At 43.9% G+C, this 20,634-nt stretch carries 2 protein-coding genes; both read right to left on the bottom strand.

Translation table 11 applies throughout. The features are described 5' to 3' along the window. Window positions 1–12 precede the first annotated feature (12 nt). Complete coding sequence (locus EAH55_RS13110) at window positions 13–14,265, bottom strand: non-ribosomal peptide synthetase (protein WP_121809994.1); 14,253 nt, start codon at window positions 14,263–14,265, stop codon at window positions 13–15. Between the two features lie 56 nt (window positions 14,266–14,321). Next, window positions 14,322–20,615, bottom strand: a complete 6,294-nt coding sequence (locus EAH55_RS13105; protein ID WP_121809993.1) for a non-ribosomal peptide synthetase — start codon at window positions 20,613–20,615, stop codon at window positions 14,322–14,324. Window positions 20,616–20,634: the final 19 nt, after the last annotated feature.

Below are 20,634 nucleotides of genomic sequence, written 5' to 3'. Positions count from 1 at the left end.
AAAACCTGTAACTTAAAAACTCATGATGTTATCCGTATCATTATCTTCCAGAAACTTGTCCAGCTCCTGATAATTTATCTCGGCCCCTAAGCCGTAGTCGGCGGGTGTAAATACTGCTTTTGATTTGGCTTGTTCCAAACAGTGATCAATTAATTGTGACAGATAGGTTATATACTTTTGCGACAAATCATTAATTGCTGTTTCAATATAATGCTTGTTACTAAAACTCCAGTTTACTGTGAGTTCTCCGGCAATAATATAGCTATTTATTGTGATTTTAACCGGCGAAAACTGCGTTTTGTGTACAGATTTCCCACTATCTTCATTAGCATAACCAAACCATTTCCCAGAATTTACGGCCTGATCAAACTGCCCCAGGTAATTGAACATGATATCCCATGGATCATTTCCCTGTAAGCTATCCGCCTTGTTGACATATTTCAAAACTCCAAAGCCCAAGCCTTTATCAGCCACTTTCCGTAGCTCTTCTTTAACTTCCTTTATTAGCCTGTCTTTATCTGCCGCGGCCCTGAGTTGTACCGGATAGAGGCTGGTAAACCAACCGGCTGTACGACTGATATCAACATCGTCGGCTATAGGTTCACGACCGTGGCCTTCTAATCCTACTATTATCTCCTGTTTGCCCGCCCAAGTGCTTAGTGTTCCTGCCAATGCGGCTAATAAGAGGTCATTTATTTCTGTATGATACACTTTCGGCACTTCGCGCAGCAAAAGAGCTGTATATTCCGCGTTTAGCTTTACACGGATATTAGCCATATCGCCAACCTGAGCCTTACCTGTAAATGAAATATCGGTTGGTAATGGTTCGTAGCTGTTGTTGATCTGTTCCCAATATTTTTCCTGTGCTAATAACCTCCTGCTTTTACTGTATTGAATTAAGGCTTGGTGCCATTGCCTGTATGAGCTGCCTTTAGCACCCAAATTTGGCACTTCGTTGTTAGCGATATTATCAAGCAGGGTATTTAAATCGTTTAGTATGATCCTCCATGATACACCATCAATGGCCAAATGATGCACAACGATCGAAAGTCGGTTCGCGGTTTCATTGTCTGCCGTTTTCATCAGCACCACGTTCATGAGTCTGCCTTCGGTAATTGACAGGCTGCGCTGGTACTCATTAGTAGATGCACTAATATCGGCGGTTAAATCCTTCACATTGGTCAGGTCTTCAACTAATACCTTTACTTTGGCTGTGCCGTAATGTTGTTCCCAACTGCCATTGGTGTTGACGTATTGTAGCCTTAAGGCATCATGATAAGCAACCAATGTATCGAAACATAATTGAAGCGTTGATTCGCTAATATTTTTATCTATCGATAATAAAACCGCTTGGTTATAATGCGAAATTTCCGTTTCGTTTTTTTCGAGATACCATTGCTGAATAGGTAGCAAACCTGCGTCGCCGTTTAATATTCCTTGTTCAGTTTTAATTTTGCCGGCACCGTTTTTATGCACAGCCTCGGCCAGGCGTGCTATTACCTGGTGGTAAAATATATCTTTGGGTTGAATTTCTATCCCATATTTACGAGCCCTGCTCACCACCTGTATTGTCAGGATAGAATCGCCGCCAAGTTCAAAGAAATTATCATAGATACCTATTTGATCTATTCCTAAAAGTTCCTGCCAGATTTCTGCAAGTTGTTCTTCGGTTTGATTACGGGGAGAAACTTGAGTTTCTCGTATCAGCTCGCTTAGCTCTGCTTCGGGTAATGCTTTCTTATCTATTTTACCATTGATGGTTAATGGTAAACTTTCCATCCTTACCCAAAGGCGGGGTATCATATATTCGGGCAGGAGCTCTTGCAGATATTGCTGTAGTTGTTGTTTGTCAAAAGCAGCTTCGTCTGTCACCACATAAGCGCAAAGGCGTTTAACTCCCTGCTTATCTTCGCGGGCGAGCACTACGACTTGTAATACTTCAGGATTTTGAAGTAGCGCGCTTTCAATCTCCCCCAATTCTATCCGGTAGCCACGGATCTTTACCTGGTCGTCTTGCCTGCCCAGGTATTGGAGATTTCCGTCAGATAACCAACGGGCGCTATCACCCGTACGGTATAAACGCTCTCCTGCTTTGAACGGGTTTGGAATAAATTTCGTCGAGGTTAGATCTGGATTGTTCAAATAGCCACGAGCTACACCTTCACCGCTTATGTATAGTTCCCCTTTTACGCCAATCGGTTGCTGATTGCCCTGCTTATTCAGGACGTACAGCGTAGTATTGGAGATAGGTTTGCCGATAGGAATATCTGAAGGGATATTTTCAAGGTTATCCGACAGCTTGAAACTATAAACGCTGCAACCTACAGTAGCTTCAGTTGGACCGTATTCATTAATAACTTCTGTATCGCAGCCACCAATGTTATATCCCGCAAATTGATTTAGCCTAAGCGCTTCGCCACCAATTACCAATCTATCGGTAAGCATATTTCTGTCTTCGCCGGATGTTGCTTCCCGCAACAAACTGATATGTGCCGGGGTTAATTTAATAAATTCATAAGGTGCATATTTCAGTAGGTTCTCGTCTTCAAATACATTATCATATTTTGCACCTGCTATTACGATGGATCTGCCACTAATCAAAGGCATAAACAAACCTGTAACCGAGGCATCAAATGTATACGACAGATGAATAAAGGTACCCGATTTGCTGCCGTTATCGCTGATATATTTCGTTTTGTTATTTACGAGATAGCTGATCAGGTTACCATGTTCTATCATTACCCCTTTTGGTTTGCCTGTTGAGCCAGAGGTGTAGATGACATAGGCCAGTTCGCTTGAAGCGATAGCAATATTCAGATTGTCCCCGCTTTGGTTTGCTATTTCCTGATTATTATCAAGTTCAATAACTTGAGCGTTTATATCATTTAGAGTTGCCCTGCCTGTGCTGCTGGTCAATATTATCGTTGCCAGAGTGTCCTCAAGGATATAGCTGATGCGCTCTTTCGGATAATCCATATCAACCGGTACATAGGCTGCTCCTGATTTCAGAACACCTAATATACCAGTTATCATATTGATGCCGCGTTCGATACAAATCGCAACAAGACTTTCCGTTTTTACACCATCTGCTTTTAGATAATGCGCTATCCGATTTGATCTTTCATTTAGTTCCTGATAGCTTACTGTTTCTCCCCCAAACACCAATGCTGTTGCTGTTGGATCTATTCGTACCTGTTTTTCAAACAGACTAACAATATTCTCATCTTTCGGATGGTCTATTGTTGTATCGTTGAATGATTGTAATTGTTCTACTTCAATTTTATTTAGTAACTGAAGCTTATTGATCTGATTTGCCGAATTTTCTATTACCGCCTGAATCAGTTGAACATAATGACCAGCCATCCTTTCGATGGTTGCAGCTTTATAAAGATCGGTGTTGTATTCCGCTACGATCCGGATGCCGTCTTTAGTTTCCTCGGCGTTATAGCTCAGATCATATTTGCTGGAATAGTCACCTGCTCGCTCGCCGGTGATTTTAATATCACCCAGTTCAAGGGTTGGGATAGCTCCTGTATTCTGCAGCACAAACATCACCTGGAATAGCGTGCTCCTGCTCAGATCCCTTTCTTTTACTGCCGCTTCTACCACTTTTTCAAACGGTACTTCCTGGTGGCCGTATGCTTCCAGTGTGGTTTGCTTTACTTGGGATAGTAATGTATTGAATGTGTTTTCGCCGTTCAGGCTTGTCCTTAATGCAAGCGTGTTCACAAAAAAGCCGATCAGTTCAGCAGTTTCTTCCCTATCGCGATTAGCAACCGGCGTACCTACGCAGATATCTTCCTGACCGCTATACCGATACAGCAATACTTTAAATATCGCCAGCAGCGTCATGTACAGCGTAGCTCCTTGTTCAAGACTCAACTGTTTTAATTGCTCTGCCTGTTCTTTAGCTATCGTAAACTCATATACCGATCCCCTGCTGCTTTGTACAGCCGGGCGCATATGATCTGTAGGCAACTCCAGTGTAGCTGTGCCTGCTAACTTTTCTTCCCAATAGCTCAGTTTGCTTTGCAGTTTTTCCGCATTAAGGTATCCCCTTTGCCAGATCGCATAGTCCGCATATTGGATCTCCGGGGCTTTAAGTTTTATTGGCTCGTTTTTGTTGTAGCTGCTGTAAAGTTGGCTGAATTCTGTTACCAATACCGGCATCGACCAGCCATCGGCTGCTATATGGTGCAGTACCAATAGCAGAACGTATTCGTCTTTTGCTGTTGCTATCAGCTCCGCCCTCAACATATCATCCTCTGACAGATCAAAAGACCGGTTTACTTCTTCGTTGATATATACTTTGAGTTCCGCTTCGTTAATCTCGCTTTGTTTTAATGCCCAGCTATTGGCTTTAATATACTGGTAGCCCTGCCCCTCATACTCCCTGATCACCGTACGCAATACCTCATGGCGTTCTACTACTGTTTTCAGCGCGTTTTCTAAGGCATTGACATTTGCCTCGCCGGTTAGTTTTAGCACAGCAGGGATATGATATTGCACGCTTCCTTCCAACCTGTCGATAAACCATAACCTTTCCTGGCTGTAGGATAGCGGGATATATTCAGGCCTTGGGTTTACTCTTTGTATCGTGCCTTCTGCTGTGGTGTTTTCCTCTTCCAGTTGCTTGGCCAAATCCACGATGGTCGGGTAAACGAACAGATCTCTAATCTTTAGTTCTTTATTTAGTTCTCTTCTTACCTGCGAGATCACCCGCATGGCTAACAGCGAATGCCCGCCAAGCTCAAAGAAGTTATCTTTTGTTCCTATCTTTTCTACGCCAAGCAGTTCCTCCCAGATTTTTGCTAATTGTTTCTCAGGAGTTGTTTCAGGCGCGGTATAGCTTTCTTCCTGGCTCGCTTCCGCTTCTGGCAATGCCCGTTTATCGGTTTTACCGTTGGGTGTTAGCGGCAAACTGTCCAGTCTTACCCAAAGCCTCGGCACCATGTATTCAGGTAACCTTTCGCCAAGGTAATTTTGCAGCTCCTGTTTATCGTAGGCTGCTTCTTCCGTTACCACGTAGGCTGTAAGCCTTTTCGTGCCCTGTTTATCGGCTCTGGCCAGTACTACCGCTTGTCTTACGTTTTCGTTTTGAAGCAGCACCTGCTCGATTTCACCCAACTCAATCCGGTAACCACGGATCTTTACCTGGTCATCTATCCTGCCTAAATATTCGATATTGCCATCGGATAGCCATCTGCCCTGATCGCCGGTTTTGTACAGTTTCGTGTTTTTATCCTCGCTGTAAGGATCTGCGATGAATTTTTCTTTCGTTAGTTCCGGCTGGTTCAAATAGCCTCTTGCTACCTGTACGCCTCCTATGCAGATCTCCCCCGGTACACCTATCGGGCTTAACTCGCCCTCTTTATTCCTGATGTAGATCTGTGTATTCGATACCGGAGAGCCTATCAGCGCTGCTTTGTTGATATCATTAATTGTATAATAGCTCGCGCATACTGTACCCTCGGTTGGGCCGTAGCTGTTTACTACCTGTACTTTTGGATACAGGTGATCTACAAAACCTGGCTGCAGCAGTTCTCCCCCGCTGATGATATAGCGTAAGCTTTGTGTGTTAATGTTCTTATTCGCTGCCTCTTTATTTAGATAGGCGATTACTGTTGGCGTGGCACTCAGGATTGTTATCTTTTCTGTTGCTAACAGATGCTTGATAGCATCTACATCTTTACCACCCTCTTTTACAATTACTACTTTGGCACCTGTTATCAATGCAGGATAAACTTCCTCGCACATGGTATCAAATGATACCGATGATTGCTGAAGCACGTTGTCTGCTGCTGTGATACCAAAGTAATTCACAAAACCATTGCAATAATTGGCGATGCTTTGGTGCTCCACCATTACCCCTTTAGGTTTTCCGGTTGAACCTGAAGTATACATCACATAGGCCAGCTGGTTAGGCTCAATAGCTATATTTATGTTTTCGCCGCTTTGGGCTTTTATTTCTTCGTTACTGTCAAGCTCGATAATCCGGGCATTTATACCATTTAGATTTGCTTTGCCTGTGCTGCTGCTTAGTATTATAGATGCCTGGGTATCTTCAAGGATATAGCTGATCCGCTCTTTCGGGTAATCCATGTCAACCGGAACATAAGCTGCTCCGACTTTCAGGACACCCAAAATTCCCGCTATCATATTGATGCCACGTTCTATACAGATCGCTACCAAATTTTCTGCTTTTATCCCTTGTTTGATCAGGTAATTTGCTATCCTGTTTGATTGCTGATTTAACTCCTGGTAGCTTACTGTTTCTCCCTCAAATACCAGTGCTGTTGCAGTTGGATTGATTTGTACTTGTTTTTCAAACAGGCTGACAATATTTTCTTCTTTAGGATATGCCGCTGCTGTTTCGTTGAACTTTTGTAGTTGTTCTTCTTCCGCTTTGCTTAACAGCTGAAGTTTATTGATTAGGGTTGCTGGGGCGTTTGTTACCTCTCCGATTAGCTTTACATAGTGACCTGACATCCTTTCGATGGTTTCAGCCTCATAAAGATCCGTGTTGTACTCTGCTACAATTCTAATCCCGTCTTTTGTTTCCTCTGCATTATAGCTTAGGTCATATTTGCTTGAATAGTCGCCTGTACACTCACCGGTGATTTTAATATCGCCCAGTTCAAGGGTTGGGATAACTCCTGTATTCTGCAGCACAAACATCACCTGAAAAAGCGGGCTCCTGCTCAGATCTCTTTCTTTTACTACCGTTTCTACTACTTTTTCAAACGGTACTTCCTGGTGGCCGTATGCTTCCAGTGTGGTTTGCTTTACTTTGCTTAGTAATGTATTGAATGTGTCTTCGCCGTTTAGCGCTGTCCTTAGTGCCAGCGTATTCACAAAAAAGCCGATCAGTTCAGCAGTTTCTTCCCTATCGCGATTAGCAACCGGCGTACCTACGCAGATATCTTCCTGAGCGCTATAACGATACAGCAACACTTTAAATATAGCCAGCAGCGTCATGTACAGCGTTGTGCCCTGTTCAAGGCTCAACTGTTTTAGTTGCTCTGCCTGTTCTTTAGCTATTGTAAACTCGTATACCGATCCCCTGCTGCTTTGTACTGCCGGACGCAGATGGTCTGTCGGCAGTTCAAGTGTCGCTGTGCCTGCTAACTTTTCTTCCCAATAGCTCAGTTTGTTTTGCAGTTTTTCTGCGTTTAGGTATTCTCTTTGCCAGATCGCATAATCTACATACTGGATCTCCGGGGCTTTTAATTGTATTGGCTCGTTTTTGTTGTAGCTGCTATAAAGCTGGCTGAACTCTGTTACCAATACCGGCATCGACCAGCCATCGGCCGCGATATGGTGCAGTACCAACAGCAAGATGTATTCGTCTTTTGCTGTTGCGATCAGCTCTGCCCTCAACATATCATCCTGTGACAGATCAAACGGCCTGTTTACTTCCTGGCTGATATATGCTTTGAGTTCTGCTTTGTTTTCGTTTATCTCGCTTTGCTTTAATGCCCAGTTGTTTTCTTTGATATATTGGTAACCTTGCCCCTCGTGCTCTCTGATCACGGTACGCAGTACCTCATGGCGCTCTACCACATTTCTCAGCGCGTTTTCAAGGGCAGCTGTGTTTACCTCGCCGGTCAGTTTCAGCACGGCAGGGATATGATATTGAACACTACCTTCCAGTCTGTCTATAAACCACAATCTTTCCTGGCTATATGACAACGGAATGTATTCAGGTCTTGGCTCTGCCTTTTGTATCGTACCTCCTGCTGTGATGTTTTCTACTTCCAGTTGTTTTGCTAAGTCTGCTATCGTAGGGTACACAAACAGGTCACGAATTTTCAGCTCTTTGTTCAGTTCCCTTCTTACCTGCGAGATTACACGCATAGCCAATAGCGAATGCCCGCCCAACTCAAAGAAATTATCTTTTGTCCCTATTCTCTCTACACCAAGCAGTTCTTCCCAGATTTTTACCAGTTGCTTTTCTGTAGCTGTTTCCGGAGCAGTGTAGCTTTCTTCCTGCATTGCTTCTGCTTCAGGCAGCGCGCGTTTGTCCGTCTTGCCGTTTGGGGTCAATGGCAAACTGTCCAGTCTTACCCATAGCCTCGGCACCATGTATTCCGGTAACCTTTCGCCAAGATAATTTTGTAACTCCTGTTTATCGTAAGCTGCTTCTTCCATTACCACGTAGGCGGTAAGCCTTTTTGTGCCTTGTTTATCTGCCCTCGCTAATACTACCGCTTGCCTTACGTTTTCGTTTTGAAGCAGCACTTGCTCAATCTCGCCCAATTCTATCCTGTATCCACGGATCTTTACCTGATCATCTATCCTGCCCAGATATTCGATGTTGCCATCAGGTAGCCATCTGCCCTGGTCGCCGGTTTTGTACAGCCTGGCATTTTGATCTTCGCTGTACGGATCTGCGATGAACTTCTCTTTTGTCAATTCCGGTTGGTTCAAGTAGCCCCTTGCTACCTGTACGCCGCCTATGCAGATCTCGCCCGGTACGCCTATCGGGCTTAACTCACCCTCTTTATTCCTGATATGGAGCTGTGTATTTGACACAGGCGCACCAATAGGAGGCAAAACCGAAAGTGTTGAACTATCAACAGTAAAGCTGCTTACCACATGCGCTTCGGTAGGGCCATATTGATTGATCACTTTTATCCCGGTATTCCGGATCAGGGCTTTTACCTCGTCTGTGAGTTTTAACTGCTCGCCGGCAACGATGATTTCTTCAACCGCAAATGAAAAATCCGGAACAGCAATGATCTGTTCGGCTATATTTTGCAGTACAACTACCGGGAAAAACAAGTGCGTCAACTCATACTTAATGATGTAATCAATTAAAGCATCCAAATCCCTACGGGTATCGCCATCAATAAGGCAAAGTGTATTTCCGAAGCAAAGCGTCGAAAATATCTCCTGGAAACTTACGTCAAAGGTGTAAGCGGCAAATTGTAAAACTTTGCGGCTTTTATTTTTGAATTGGGTTTCCTGCCAGCTTAATAAGTTAAACATAGCGCGCCCAGGCATCATTACACCCTTAGGCTTGCCGGTTGAACCAGAAGTATAAAGGATGTAAATCAAATGTTCGGCATTTATGACTATCCCAAGATTATCTTTTACCTCCCGAGCTATAGCATTTTCGTTCAGCCCATCAACCTCAATAACCAATACAGCTGGGTTCAAAACATATTTGCTGCTTTGTTTGGTGCTTACAACCACAGATGCGCCGGTATCGGCTATCATGTAGTTAATCCGATCCTGGGGAAAATCCGGATCAATCGGTACATAAACACCACCAGCTTTCAAAATACCAAGAATCGATATGATCATTCCCAAACCGCGCTCTGTACAAACAGGCACAAGGGTTTCATTTACAACACCATGTTTTTGAATGTATCTGGCCAGTTGGTTAGCCTGTTCATTTAAAGCCTGATAACTCAATTCTTCCCCCTCAAATACCAATGCTATTGCGTCAGGACTTTTCAAAACCTGCTCTTCAAACAGGTTTACAATGCTTTCATCGCCGGTAAAATCAACTTTGGTGGCGTTGAAAAGTTCGAACTGAACGCGTTCTGTCTCGTCAACCATATTCAAATGGCCAACTGTTTCATTTGGCGCATCAACTATAGCACTTAGCAGCTGGCTATAATGGCCCGCCATGCGGTTAATGGTCAACTCATCATAAATATCTGTATTATACTCAAGTCCGGCATGCAGGGCACCTTCTGATTCGATAATAAACAGAGTGATATCAAATTTGGCAGTTTGATGCGCATCTTGCGTTTGCTGTAGGGTCAAGTCTCCAAGTTGTAACTCAGGTACGCGGGTGGTGTTCTGCAACACAAACATCACCTGGAACAATGGGCTCCTGCTTAAATCCCTTTCTTTTACAACGGCTTCAACCACTTTTTCAAACGGCACATCCTGGTGCTCGTAAGCCTCCAGCATGGTTTGTTTTACCTGCGCCAAAAGTTTAACAAATGATAACCCTCCATCAAGATGACTCCGTATGGCTAATGTATTTACGAAGAAACCTATCACTTCCGCTATTTCAGGCTGATTGCGGTTTGCTATCGGGCTGCCCACGCAGATATCTTCCTGGCCGCTATAACGATACAACAGAATATTAAAGGCCGACAGCAATGTCATGTAAAGCGATGCTCCGTTTTGTACGCTTAATTCATGCAACTTGCCAGTAACTCCTGCATTTATCTCAAACTCATACAAGGCGCCGTTGGTACTTTGCTCAGCCGGGCGCTGATGGTCGGCTGGTAATTGAAGCGCACTTACACCGGCTAATTTCCGTTCCCAGTAAGCCAGTTTGGAGGCAAGCAGGTCGCCTTGCAGCGTAGCCCTTTGCCATATGGCATAGTCAGGATATTGAACTGCTAATGCGGTAAGTTCCGGTTGCCTGTTAGTCGAGAATGCGTTGTATAACTCAATCCATTCTTTTGCCAATATTGCTGATGACGAACCATCTGAAGCAATGTGGTGCATGGTCAAAAGCAGCGTAAATTCGCTTTCACTAATTTTTATCAGCTCCGCGCGAAGCATGTCACTTGCAGAAAGATCGAATGGTTGCGCTATCTGCAACCTGACGTATTGCTCCAATGATAAATGCTTATCCCGGTAGTATTTTGCGTCAGTTTGCTTTAATGTCCAGGTATTTGTTGGTTTTACTCGCTGATATCCCTCGCCATCCTGTTCAAAGATCACCGTGCGCAGTACTTCATGACGGTTCACAATTTCCCGAAACGTTTTTTCCAGTGCTTCGATATTTAATGTACCTGACAAATTAAATACCGCCGGTACATGATATTGAACGCTGCCCAACATCCTGTCGATAAACCATAAACGCTCCTGGCTGTATGATAGCGATATACGTTCCGGACGAGGCTGTGCAAGGATAGTGGCAACCACTTTTTGTTCCGCACGACCTAAGCGCGATGACAATGAACCGATTGTTGGATAATCGAACACCTCGCCAATAGAAAGATCTTGTTCAAAAGCTTTCCTAACCTCGGCTATCAACTTTACTGCCAATAATGAATGGCCGCCAAGTTCAAAAAAGTTATCGTTAATGCCGATTTCTTCAATCTCAAGGATATTTTGCCAGATTTCAGCAAGTCTGCTTTCAACCTTGTTGCGGGGAGCAATGAATCCGGCACCAACTATCTGCACTTCCGGATGAGGTAAAGCTTTACGATCTATTTTTCCGTTCGCGGTTAAAGGAATTGCCGGCAACTGCACAAGGTGCGACGGTAGCATATAATCCGGCAGATGCTCTTTTAGGTAGATATTCAATCCAACAGGATCAAATTTTGCCGATGGCACAATGTAGGCTACAAGTTGCTTATTGCCCAGTTTATCATCAAGGGTCAGGACCACTGCCTGGCTTACATACTTACTGTATTCAAGCACCAGGGCAACTTCGCCGGGTTCAACCCGGTAGCCTCGTATTTTCACCTGGTCGTCCATGCGCCCCAGGTACTCGATATTGCCGTCGGCACGCATAACTACACGGTCGCCGGTACGGTAGATTCTCGCACCTTCCCTGCGGTATGGATCTGCAATAAATTTTTCTTTGGTTAATTTAGGCAAACGGTGATACCCTTGTGCCAAGCCTCGGCCACCAATGTAAAGTTCGCCGGGAATGCCAATAGGGCAACGTTCCATTTCTTTGCCTAAAACGTAAACGATAGTATTGGAGAATGGACGACCGATTGGAATGCGAGAGCCCTCAATTACCTGACCGGATGCCTCGTATAATAATTTACCGATAGTGGTTTCAGTAGGGCCATAATGATTAACTACCCGGCAATCGCCATAACGGGCAATACGCTCTACAGATTCTTTAGGTAAAGTTTCGCCGCCAAAGATCAACAGTTTTGCAGGTAACAATGGCGCATCTGTTTCTGGTGACAGGGCTTTCCAGTGAGACGGAACAATCTTGATACAGTCGATCCGGTTTTCGGTAAAATAGCGATGGATCTGGTGTACATTGCTCACTATCTCCTTAGAGAAAACATGCAGCGTTCCGCCATAAATTAAAGAGCTGAACAATACTGTATTTCCGAGGTCGGTCGCAATGGTCGACATCAGGCCGAAGGTTTCGCAGTTGCTGATCTCCGTACGTTCGTTTAAGCCAGATACATAATCAACAAGGCTATCATGATCAACCAATACACCTTTGGGTTTGCCGGTTGAGCCGGAAGTATAGATCACATAAGCCAAATCATCGGGTGAAGGGAATATCTCGGGGTCATTTTCCGGTTCGAGGGAAAGCTCCCACTCCATATTATCCAATTCCAAAACCTTCTGGAACTGGGTTACTGAAGCAGTTCGATCTGCAAATTTGCTACTGCTTACGATAATCCCTGCCCGTGTATCATCCAGGATATGTTTTACACGATCAGACGGAAAATCGGTATCGACAGGAACATAAGCTCCTCCCGCCTTAAGGATTCCCAAAATAGCTACGATCATATCCAAACCGCGCTCCATATAAACAGGCACCAATACACCTGTTTTTACGCCGTAACGCTGCAGGTGATGAGCAAGTTGATTAGAGCGCACGTGAAGTTCGCGATAAGTCAGCGCCCTACCTTCAAATACCACTGCCTGTACGTTGGGATTTAGCAGCGCCTGGGCCAGGAATAATTCAATAATGGTTTCATTGGCGATATAAGCGCAATGGCTGCGTTCGTTTTTAAACAGCCAAAGTTCTTCCTTGCGGCTCAATAACTTCAACTTACTGATCTCCATATCGGGATTTGTAACCACAGAGATCAGCAACATTTCGAAATGTTTAACCATGCGCCTGATGCGCGCGGTGTTATAAAGATCGGTATTGTATTGTACGGCCCATTTTAAGCCGTACTTTGTTTCTGTTACAAAAAAGGTAAGATCAAATTTTACGGTCTTATGTTCGTAACCGTATCCTGACAATTCCAGATCGCCAAGGGTTATAGCCGGTACCTCGGGAGTGTTACCCAAAACCAACATTACCTGAAAAAGCGGGCTGACACCTGCTTCGCGCTCTTTCACAGTTGCTTCCACAACGCGTTCGAATGGTACATCCTGATGCGTAAAACCATCAAGCACTGTTTGTTTTACCTGGGCGAGCAGTTGATTAAAGGTATCTTCACCGTTTACCTGATCGCGAAGCGCCAAGGTATTTACAAAAAAGCCTATCAATTGCTCTAACTCCCGCTGAGGGCGACCGGCGATTGAAGTACCAACACAGATATCTTCCTGTCCGCTGTAGCGATAAAGTAATACCTTGAAAGCAGTAAGCAGGGTCATGTACAACGTTGCCCCGTTTTTTTGACTTAATTTGTGTAAAGCCCCGGTAAGATCACCACCAATATTAAAAGTTAATGTGGAGCCGTTGACAACTGTCCCTGATGACCTGATGCTATCGGACGGTAACTGTAACTGCTGAACATCGGCAAGTTTTTGCTTCCAATACTCCAGCTTGTTTTCCAGTTGCCGTTCGTAAACAGGATTACGTTGCCACAAGGCAAAATCAGCAAATTGCAATGGCAACGCGGGTAACTCAAGCCTTTCATTTTTAGAATATGCCTGGTACAAAGCGGCGATCTCCTGCACAAGGATAGGCATCGACCATGCATCACCGGCTATATGGTGTATGGTGACAACCAATATATGTATCCCGTTTTCAAGCTTGATCACATCGGCACGAAGCATATCATCGGCAGCGAGATCAAATGGCTTTTCAATAAGCAAACTGATGCGCTCTTTCAATGCTTCGGTACCGTTCACGTAACCACCCGAAAGATCACGGCCTAAGTGCCAGCCATCAGCAACCTTTATTTCCTGGTAAGCGGCCCCTTCTTTTTCCCTGATCACCGTGCGGAGTACCTCGTGGCGGTTAACGATGGTTTTGAAAGTATTTTCCAACGCGTCAACATCCAGATTTCCCTGTAATAAAAGCACTTCAGATAAGTGGTATTGCAGGCTGCCTTGTAACTTATCCACAAACCATAAACGCTCTTGACTAAATGATACCGGAATGCTCGAAACGGTATTTCTGTTAAACGGTATTATTTTATTATCAGCATCTGCATTGATATTCCAGCTGTCCTGCTTTAAGAAACTGATAATTGACTCTTTATTTTCCCTTATTTCGTCGATAAGCAACGGATCGACAGCAACGTTTTCAGGAACCTGAAGTTGCAGACGATCTCCGTTCAATATGATTTTTACATCATTTTGTTCGGCCAGGTATAAAATATCAATCGCTTTAGTAAACAATTCTTTCATGTACTACTTTCTTTGGAAAATCGGGGATTTGAAGAGGAAGGATCAGGTTTTTCGGCTTATATGTCAACTATCGTAAATGATGATGCTTGGTTGCTTGCTTTATTACTGTTACGGACGGTTATATATTTACTCAATTCGCCGATAGAGGCAAATTGAAACAGGACGCTGATGGGAATATCTATAGAAAATTCCTTTTCGATGTGGTGGACAACCCGCATAGCTAATACCGAGTGCCCTCCCAATTCAAAAAAGTTGTCATGAACGCCAATGGGGTTTACGCCGAGCAATTCCTGCCAGATTTTTGTTAACTGCTTTTCAACCTCGTTGCGAGCGGCTACGTAACCTTGCGCAGGCACTGCCGATAACTCCGCCTCAGGCAGGGCACGTTTATTTACCTTTCCATTAGTTGTGAGCGGGAAACTTTGCATTTGTACCCAAAAACGGGGCACCATATAACCCGGCATTTGGTTGTGCAGGTATTCCTGAATTTTTTGCTTATCAAGGGTAATATCTGCAACCACATATCCGGTTAAGCGGTTAATACCGTTTTTGTCGGGCCGGGCCAGTACAACAGCCTGGCTAATGAGGCCACTTTGTAACAATACACTTTCTATTTCGCCTAATTCAACACGATACCCCCTGATCTTAACCTGATCATCTACCCTGCCCCGATATTCAATGTTTCCATCAGCAAGCCAACGGCCGATATCACCGGTTTTATACATCAGTTTATTGGCGCCGGTAAAAGGATCTTTAGCAAACCTCTGGTTGGTTAATTCGGGCTGATTTAAGTAGCCGCGAGATACGCCAGCCCCGCCAAGCCATATTTCCCCAAATACACCTACGGGGTTCAGTTGCTGCGCCGGATCAAGGATATATGCTTTGCGGTTGTTTAAAGGTTTGCCTATGGGAATTATTCCGTCGGCATTAATTTCAGTTATAGGATAAGTTAAAGAGAACGTTGTATTTTCTGTTGGCCCGTAACCGTTTATCAGGTTCAGATCGGGGTACATCGCCCTAATCTTTTTGATATGCGGAACTGAAAGTTTCTCGCCGCCAACCAATATGGTATTTAATCCTTTAAACACTTCCGGCGCGTCATCAGCAAGTTGATTGAACCAGCTTGACGTGAACCACATTACTGTAACTTTATGCTTTGTGATCAGGTTTTTAAGCGTTTTGCTGTTGAACAGGTTTTTATCGTTACAAAGTACCAGTTTGCCGCCATTAAGCAGCATACTCCAATATTCAAATGTAGTTGCATCAAATGATGGGGAACCGGTTACGAGTAAAGTATCATTACAATCTGCTTCAAAATATCCCGCGTTTTTTACCAGGCTCACGATGTTGCCTTGCTCCACCATTACGCCTTTGGGCTTACCTGTTGAACCTGAGGTGTACATTACATATGCCAACTGGCTTGGCTCTATAACTGTATTTAAGTTTTCGTTGCTTGCGTTTGCTATTTCCCGGTTATTATCCAATTCGATTACCTGAACATTTATACCACTTAGATTTGCTTTACCTATGTTACCGGTTAAAACAATAGCAGCTTGAGTATCTTCAAGGATGTAGCTGATGCGTTCTTTTGGATAGTCCATATCAACCGGTACATAAGCTGCACCTGCTTTTAGGATACCAAAAATGCCTGCCATCATATTGAGGCCGCGTTCTATACAGATGGCTACAAATGACTCTTTGCCTATACCTTGCTTGATTAGATAATGCGCTATCTGGTTGGAACGCTCATTTAGTTCCCTATAGCTTACTGTTTCTCCTTCAAATACCAGTGCGGTTGCTTCAGGCGTTTTTACTGATTGCGCTTCGAAAAGACTGACGATATTTTCTTCTTTCGGATAGTTCGCTTCTGTTTCGTTAAATAAAGCTAATTGCAGCTCTTCTGCTTTGCTTAGTAACTGAAGTTTATTGATCTCGGTTACCGGTTGGATAATTACCGATGTTATCAACTGTGAATAATGTCCCGCCATCCTTTCAACCGTCGTAGCCTCGTACAGATCGATATTGTATTCTACCGCGATCCGGACCTCACCCTTAGTTTCTTCGGCATTAAAACTCAGGTCATATTTACTTGAATAGTCACCCGCGCGTTCACCTGTGACCTTGATATCACCTAATTCAAAGGTTGGGATAACTCCTGTATTCTGCAGCACAAACATCACCTGGAACAGCGGGCTCCTGCTTAGATCCCTTTCTTTTACTACCGCTTCTACTACTTTTTCAAACGGTACTTCCTGGTGGCTGTATCCCTCAAGCGTGGTTTGTTTTACTTTGCTTAGTAACGTTGCAAATGTTTCTTTGCCGTTTACGTTTGTCCTTAGTGCAAGCGTATTTACAAAAAAGCCGATCAACTCCGCTGTTTCTTCCCTGTCACGGTTTGCTACAGGTGTACCTACGCAAATATCTTCCTGGCCGCTATAGCGATAAAGTAATACTTTGAATATCGACAATAAGGTCATGTACAGCGTTGCCCCTTGTTCGAGACTCAGTTGCTGTAGTTTTGCTGTTTGCTCTTTATTTACGGTGAACTCATAAACCGATCCCCTGCTGCTTTGTACAGCCGGACGCATGTGATCGGTTGGTAGTTCCAATGTTGCGGTGCCTGCTAACTTTTCTTCCCAGTAACTTAGTTTGTGTTGCAGCTTTTCGGCGTTAAGATATTCTCTTTGCCAGATCGCGTAATCCGCATACTGGATCTCCGGAGCTTTTAGTTCCGGTGTTTGGTTTGTGTTATAACTGTTGTAAAGTTTGCTGAACTCAGTTACCAATAACGGCATCGACCAGCCATCTGCAGCGATATGGTGCAGTACCAATAACAAAACATATTCGTTCGGTGCTGTTTGGATCAGCTCCGCCCTCAGCATATCATCCTGTGACAGGTTGAACGGCCGGTTTACTTCTTTGCTGATATATGCTTGAAGCTCCCCCTGGTTAATCTCACTTTGTTTTAATATCCAGCCGTTGGCTTTGATATACTGGTGGCCTTGCCCTTCATGCTCCCTAATCACGGTACGCAGTACCTCATGGCGTTCCACCACTTCTTTCAACGCGTTTCCTAAAGCTTTGACATTTACATCGCCGGTTAATTTCAACACTGCCGGGATATGATATTGTACGCTGCCTTCCAGCCTGTCTATAAACCACAACCTTTCCTGGCTATAGGACAGTGGGATGTATTCCGGCCTTGGCTCTGCTTTCTGTATCGTGCCCTCTGCTGTGGTGTTCTCTACTTCCAGTTGCTTAGCCAATTCCGCAATAGTCGGATAAACAAAAAGATCACGGATCTTTAGTTCTTTGTTCAGTTCCCTTCTTATCTGCGAGATCACACGCATAGCCAGCAGCGAATGGCCGCCAAGCTCAAAGAAATTATCTTTTGTTCCTATTTTCTCTATACCAAGCAGCTCTTCCCAGATTTTTACTAATTGCTTTTCTGTAGTTGTTTCCGGTGCACTGTAGCTTCCTTCCTGGCTCGCTTCTGCTTCAGGTAATGCGCGTTTATCGGTTTTGCCGTTGGGGGTTAGCGGCAAGCTGTCCAGTCTTACCCATAACCTCGGCACCATGTATTCAGGTAACCTTTCGCCAAGATAATTTTGCAGTTCCTGTTTATCGTAAGCGGCGTCTTCCATTACCACGTAGGCGGTCAGCCTTTTGGTGCCTTGCTTATCCGCTTTGGCAAGCACTACTGCCTGCCTTACGTTTTTGTTTTGAAGCAATACCTGCTCTATCTCACCTAACTCGATCCTATAACCACGGATCTTTACCTGGTCGTCTATCCTACCCAGGTATTCGATATTACCATCCGGTAGCCATCTGCCCTGGTCGCCGGTTCTGTACAGTTTTGCATTTGCTTCTTCGTTATACTGATCTGCGACAAACTTCTCTTTCGTTAGTTCCGGCTGGTTCAGATAACCTCTTGCTACCTGTACACCGCCTATACAAATCTCGCCCGCTACACCTATCGGACTTAAATCTCCCTTTTTATTTCTGATATGAATACTTGTGTTAGCGATTGGCCTTCCAATAGTTATTATTTTATCTTCACGAACAGGCTCATCCGTAAGCGTTGCACATACCGTATTTTCGGTTGGGCCATAGGCGTTTATCAGCTTCACGCCCTGCGATTGGATATATCTCCCAACGCTTTCATTTAAAGCCTCGCCTGCTGAAACTATTGTTTTAACAGTCCCCAGTGAATCGGCTATAGCTTGTTGAAATGAAGGTGGAATTACCGCCAACTCTACTTTTTGCTTATCAAGCAGTTTTTTAAATTCCTCAACTGATAGTATCTCTTCTTTTCTGCATAACACCAAACAGCCTCCGCTCAGCAGCGTATTAAAAATTTCATAGCAGGAAGCATCAAAACCTATTGATGCAAACTGCAGCGTGCGCATGCCGGGTATCAGCCTTAAAGCTACCGCCTGACCTGCTGCAAGATTCACAACTCCCCCATGCTCAACCATTACCCCTTTAGGTTTACCGGTTGAGCCGGAGGTGTACATTACATACGCGAGTTGGTTTGGGTTTATAATAGTATTTAAATTTTCATCGCTTTGAATTGTTATCAACGGTTCATTGTCCAGTTCCACAATCATAGCATCCAGATCGCGCAGTACCGAACTGCCTGCGCTGCTGCTCAGGATGATCTTCGCTCCCGTATCACCGAGGATATAGTTGATCCTTTCCTTAGGATAATCGATATCAACAGGTACATAAGCAGCACCGGCCTTAAGTATGCCAAGAATGCCGGATATCATATCAACACCTCGCTCTATGCAAATTGCTACAAGGGTTTCGCTTCCTACATTTAAACCTTTTAAATAATTGGCTATTTTGTTTGCCCTTTGATTGAGTGACTCATAACTTATAGTTTCGTCATTAAACACAAGTGCCGTAGCCTCCGGGCTTAGCGCTACCTGCTTTTCAAAAGCTGCTATTATGTTTTTGTTTCCGGCTATATTTTCATCAAGTTCATGATCTGATGTACTGAATACCGATAACAGATCATGTTCCCTTACCGGCAGAATATCGATACCGTTGATGCTTTTATGAAGAAATTCAGGGAACTGGATAATGATATGAAAGATACGTTCGCCTAAAAGCTCTATTTCATGTTGGCTAAAATATTCATAACAAAACTGAATCTGCAATTGCAGACGCTGTTGTTTATGATAATCGCGCCAGCATAACTGCAGCGGTGTGCGTTCGCTTTCGTTGGCCAACCGCCAGATGCTTGATTCAATCGCTTCGCCAAAATTGATATCAAAGTCAAGTGGCTCATAGTTTACAATAACATCATACAAATTATCAACTGCCGAATTTAGCTTAAGCGCACGGCCTAAATCTTCTACCAGGTAATTGTAATGGCGATAATCCTGCTTTTGTGTGTTTATTATTCCCGCAAGTAAATCGGTTAAGGTTTGCCCTGAATCATATTCACCTTTAAAAGGAAGCGCTCCTGTAAAAATTCCAACCGTACTCCGTTGCTGTCTTGATCCGCGTTTGTGAACCGGCAAACCAAATACAAAATCAGTTAAAGGGGTAATTTTACCAAAATAAATAATCAGCGCCGCAATGGTTAACTGTTGTAAACTGGCATTGCAAACCAACTGAATATGTTCCAGTTGTATCTTTTGATTATCCGAAAGCTCGATACTATAGGTAGCACCTATTTTGCCTTCGCTATTATAAAGCGGGTACCTTTTCGCAAGCAGTTTTTCGGGCCTGGCGTCTATTTTACTCTTCCAGTAATCCCCATCCTTTTGATAGTTTTCTGAATGATAATATTCATTAGCGCGAATGGTCTCCGTTTGATAAGATGGGGCATTGAATATAAAAGGTTGCCCTGTAGTCAGCGACTCGTATTTTTTAGCCAGATATTGAATGCTTACAATAAAGCCATAGCCATCGGTAATTAAATGATGATATTTCATTAAAAACCAATACTCATTATCTGCAATCTTTATCAAATAATGCTCAAACGGAAACTTATCACGGGTTAAATCAAAAGGAGCGCTAAAAGTTTGGCGCATCCATATATTAGCTTCAGCTTCCGGATTGGCCTGTGTGCTAAAATCCGCTTCAATCAATTCGCAGGCATTATAATCGGTATTGAGCTGATAAACAAAATCTGGTGTTGTTAAATCAAAACTCATTTTAAAAGCATCAAAAACCAGCGGAAGCGAGCTCACCGTTTCGTGAAATTTTCCCACGTTCAAAGCGCCCTTTAATATGATATAGCCGCCAATATTATATTGCGCGCTATCCATATGTAAAAGTTGGTTTACGTAAACTTCCCGTTGGGCGGGATGTAATGGAAATTGAAGCCTTGACATGCTGCTGTTTTTCTAAATG

The organism is Mucilaginibacter kameinonensis, assembly GCF_003675385.1.
Lineage (GTDB): Bacteria > Bacteroidota > Bacteroidia > Sphingobacteriales > Sphingobacteriaceae > Mucilaginibacter > Mucilaginibacter kameinonensis.
Note: the sequence above shows the minus strand (reverse complement) of the source record. Positions and strands in the feature narration are given on the sequence as shown.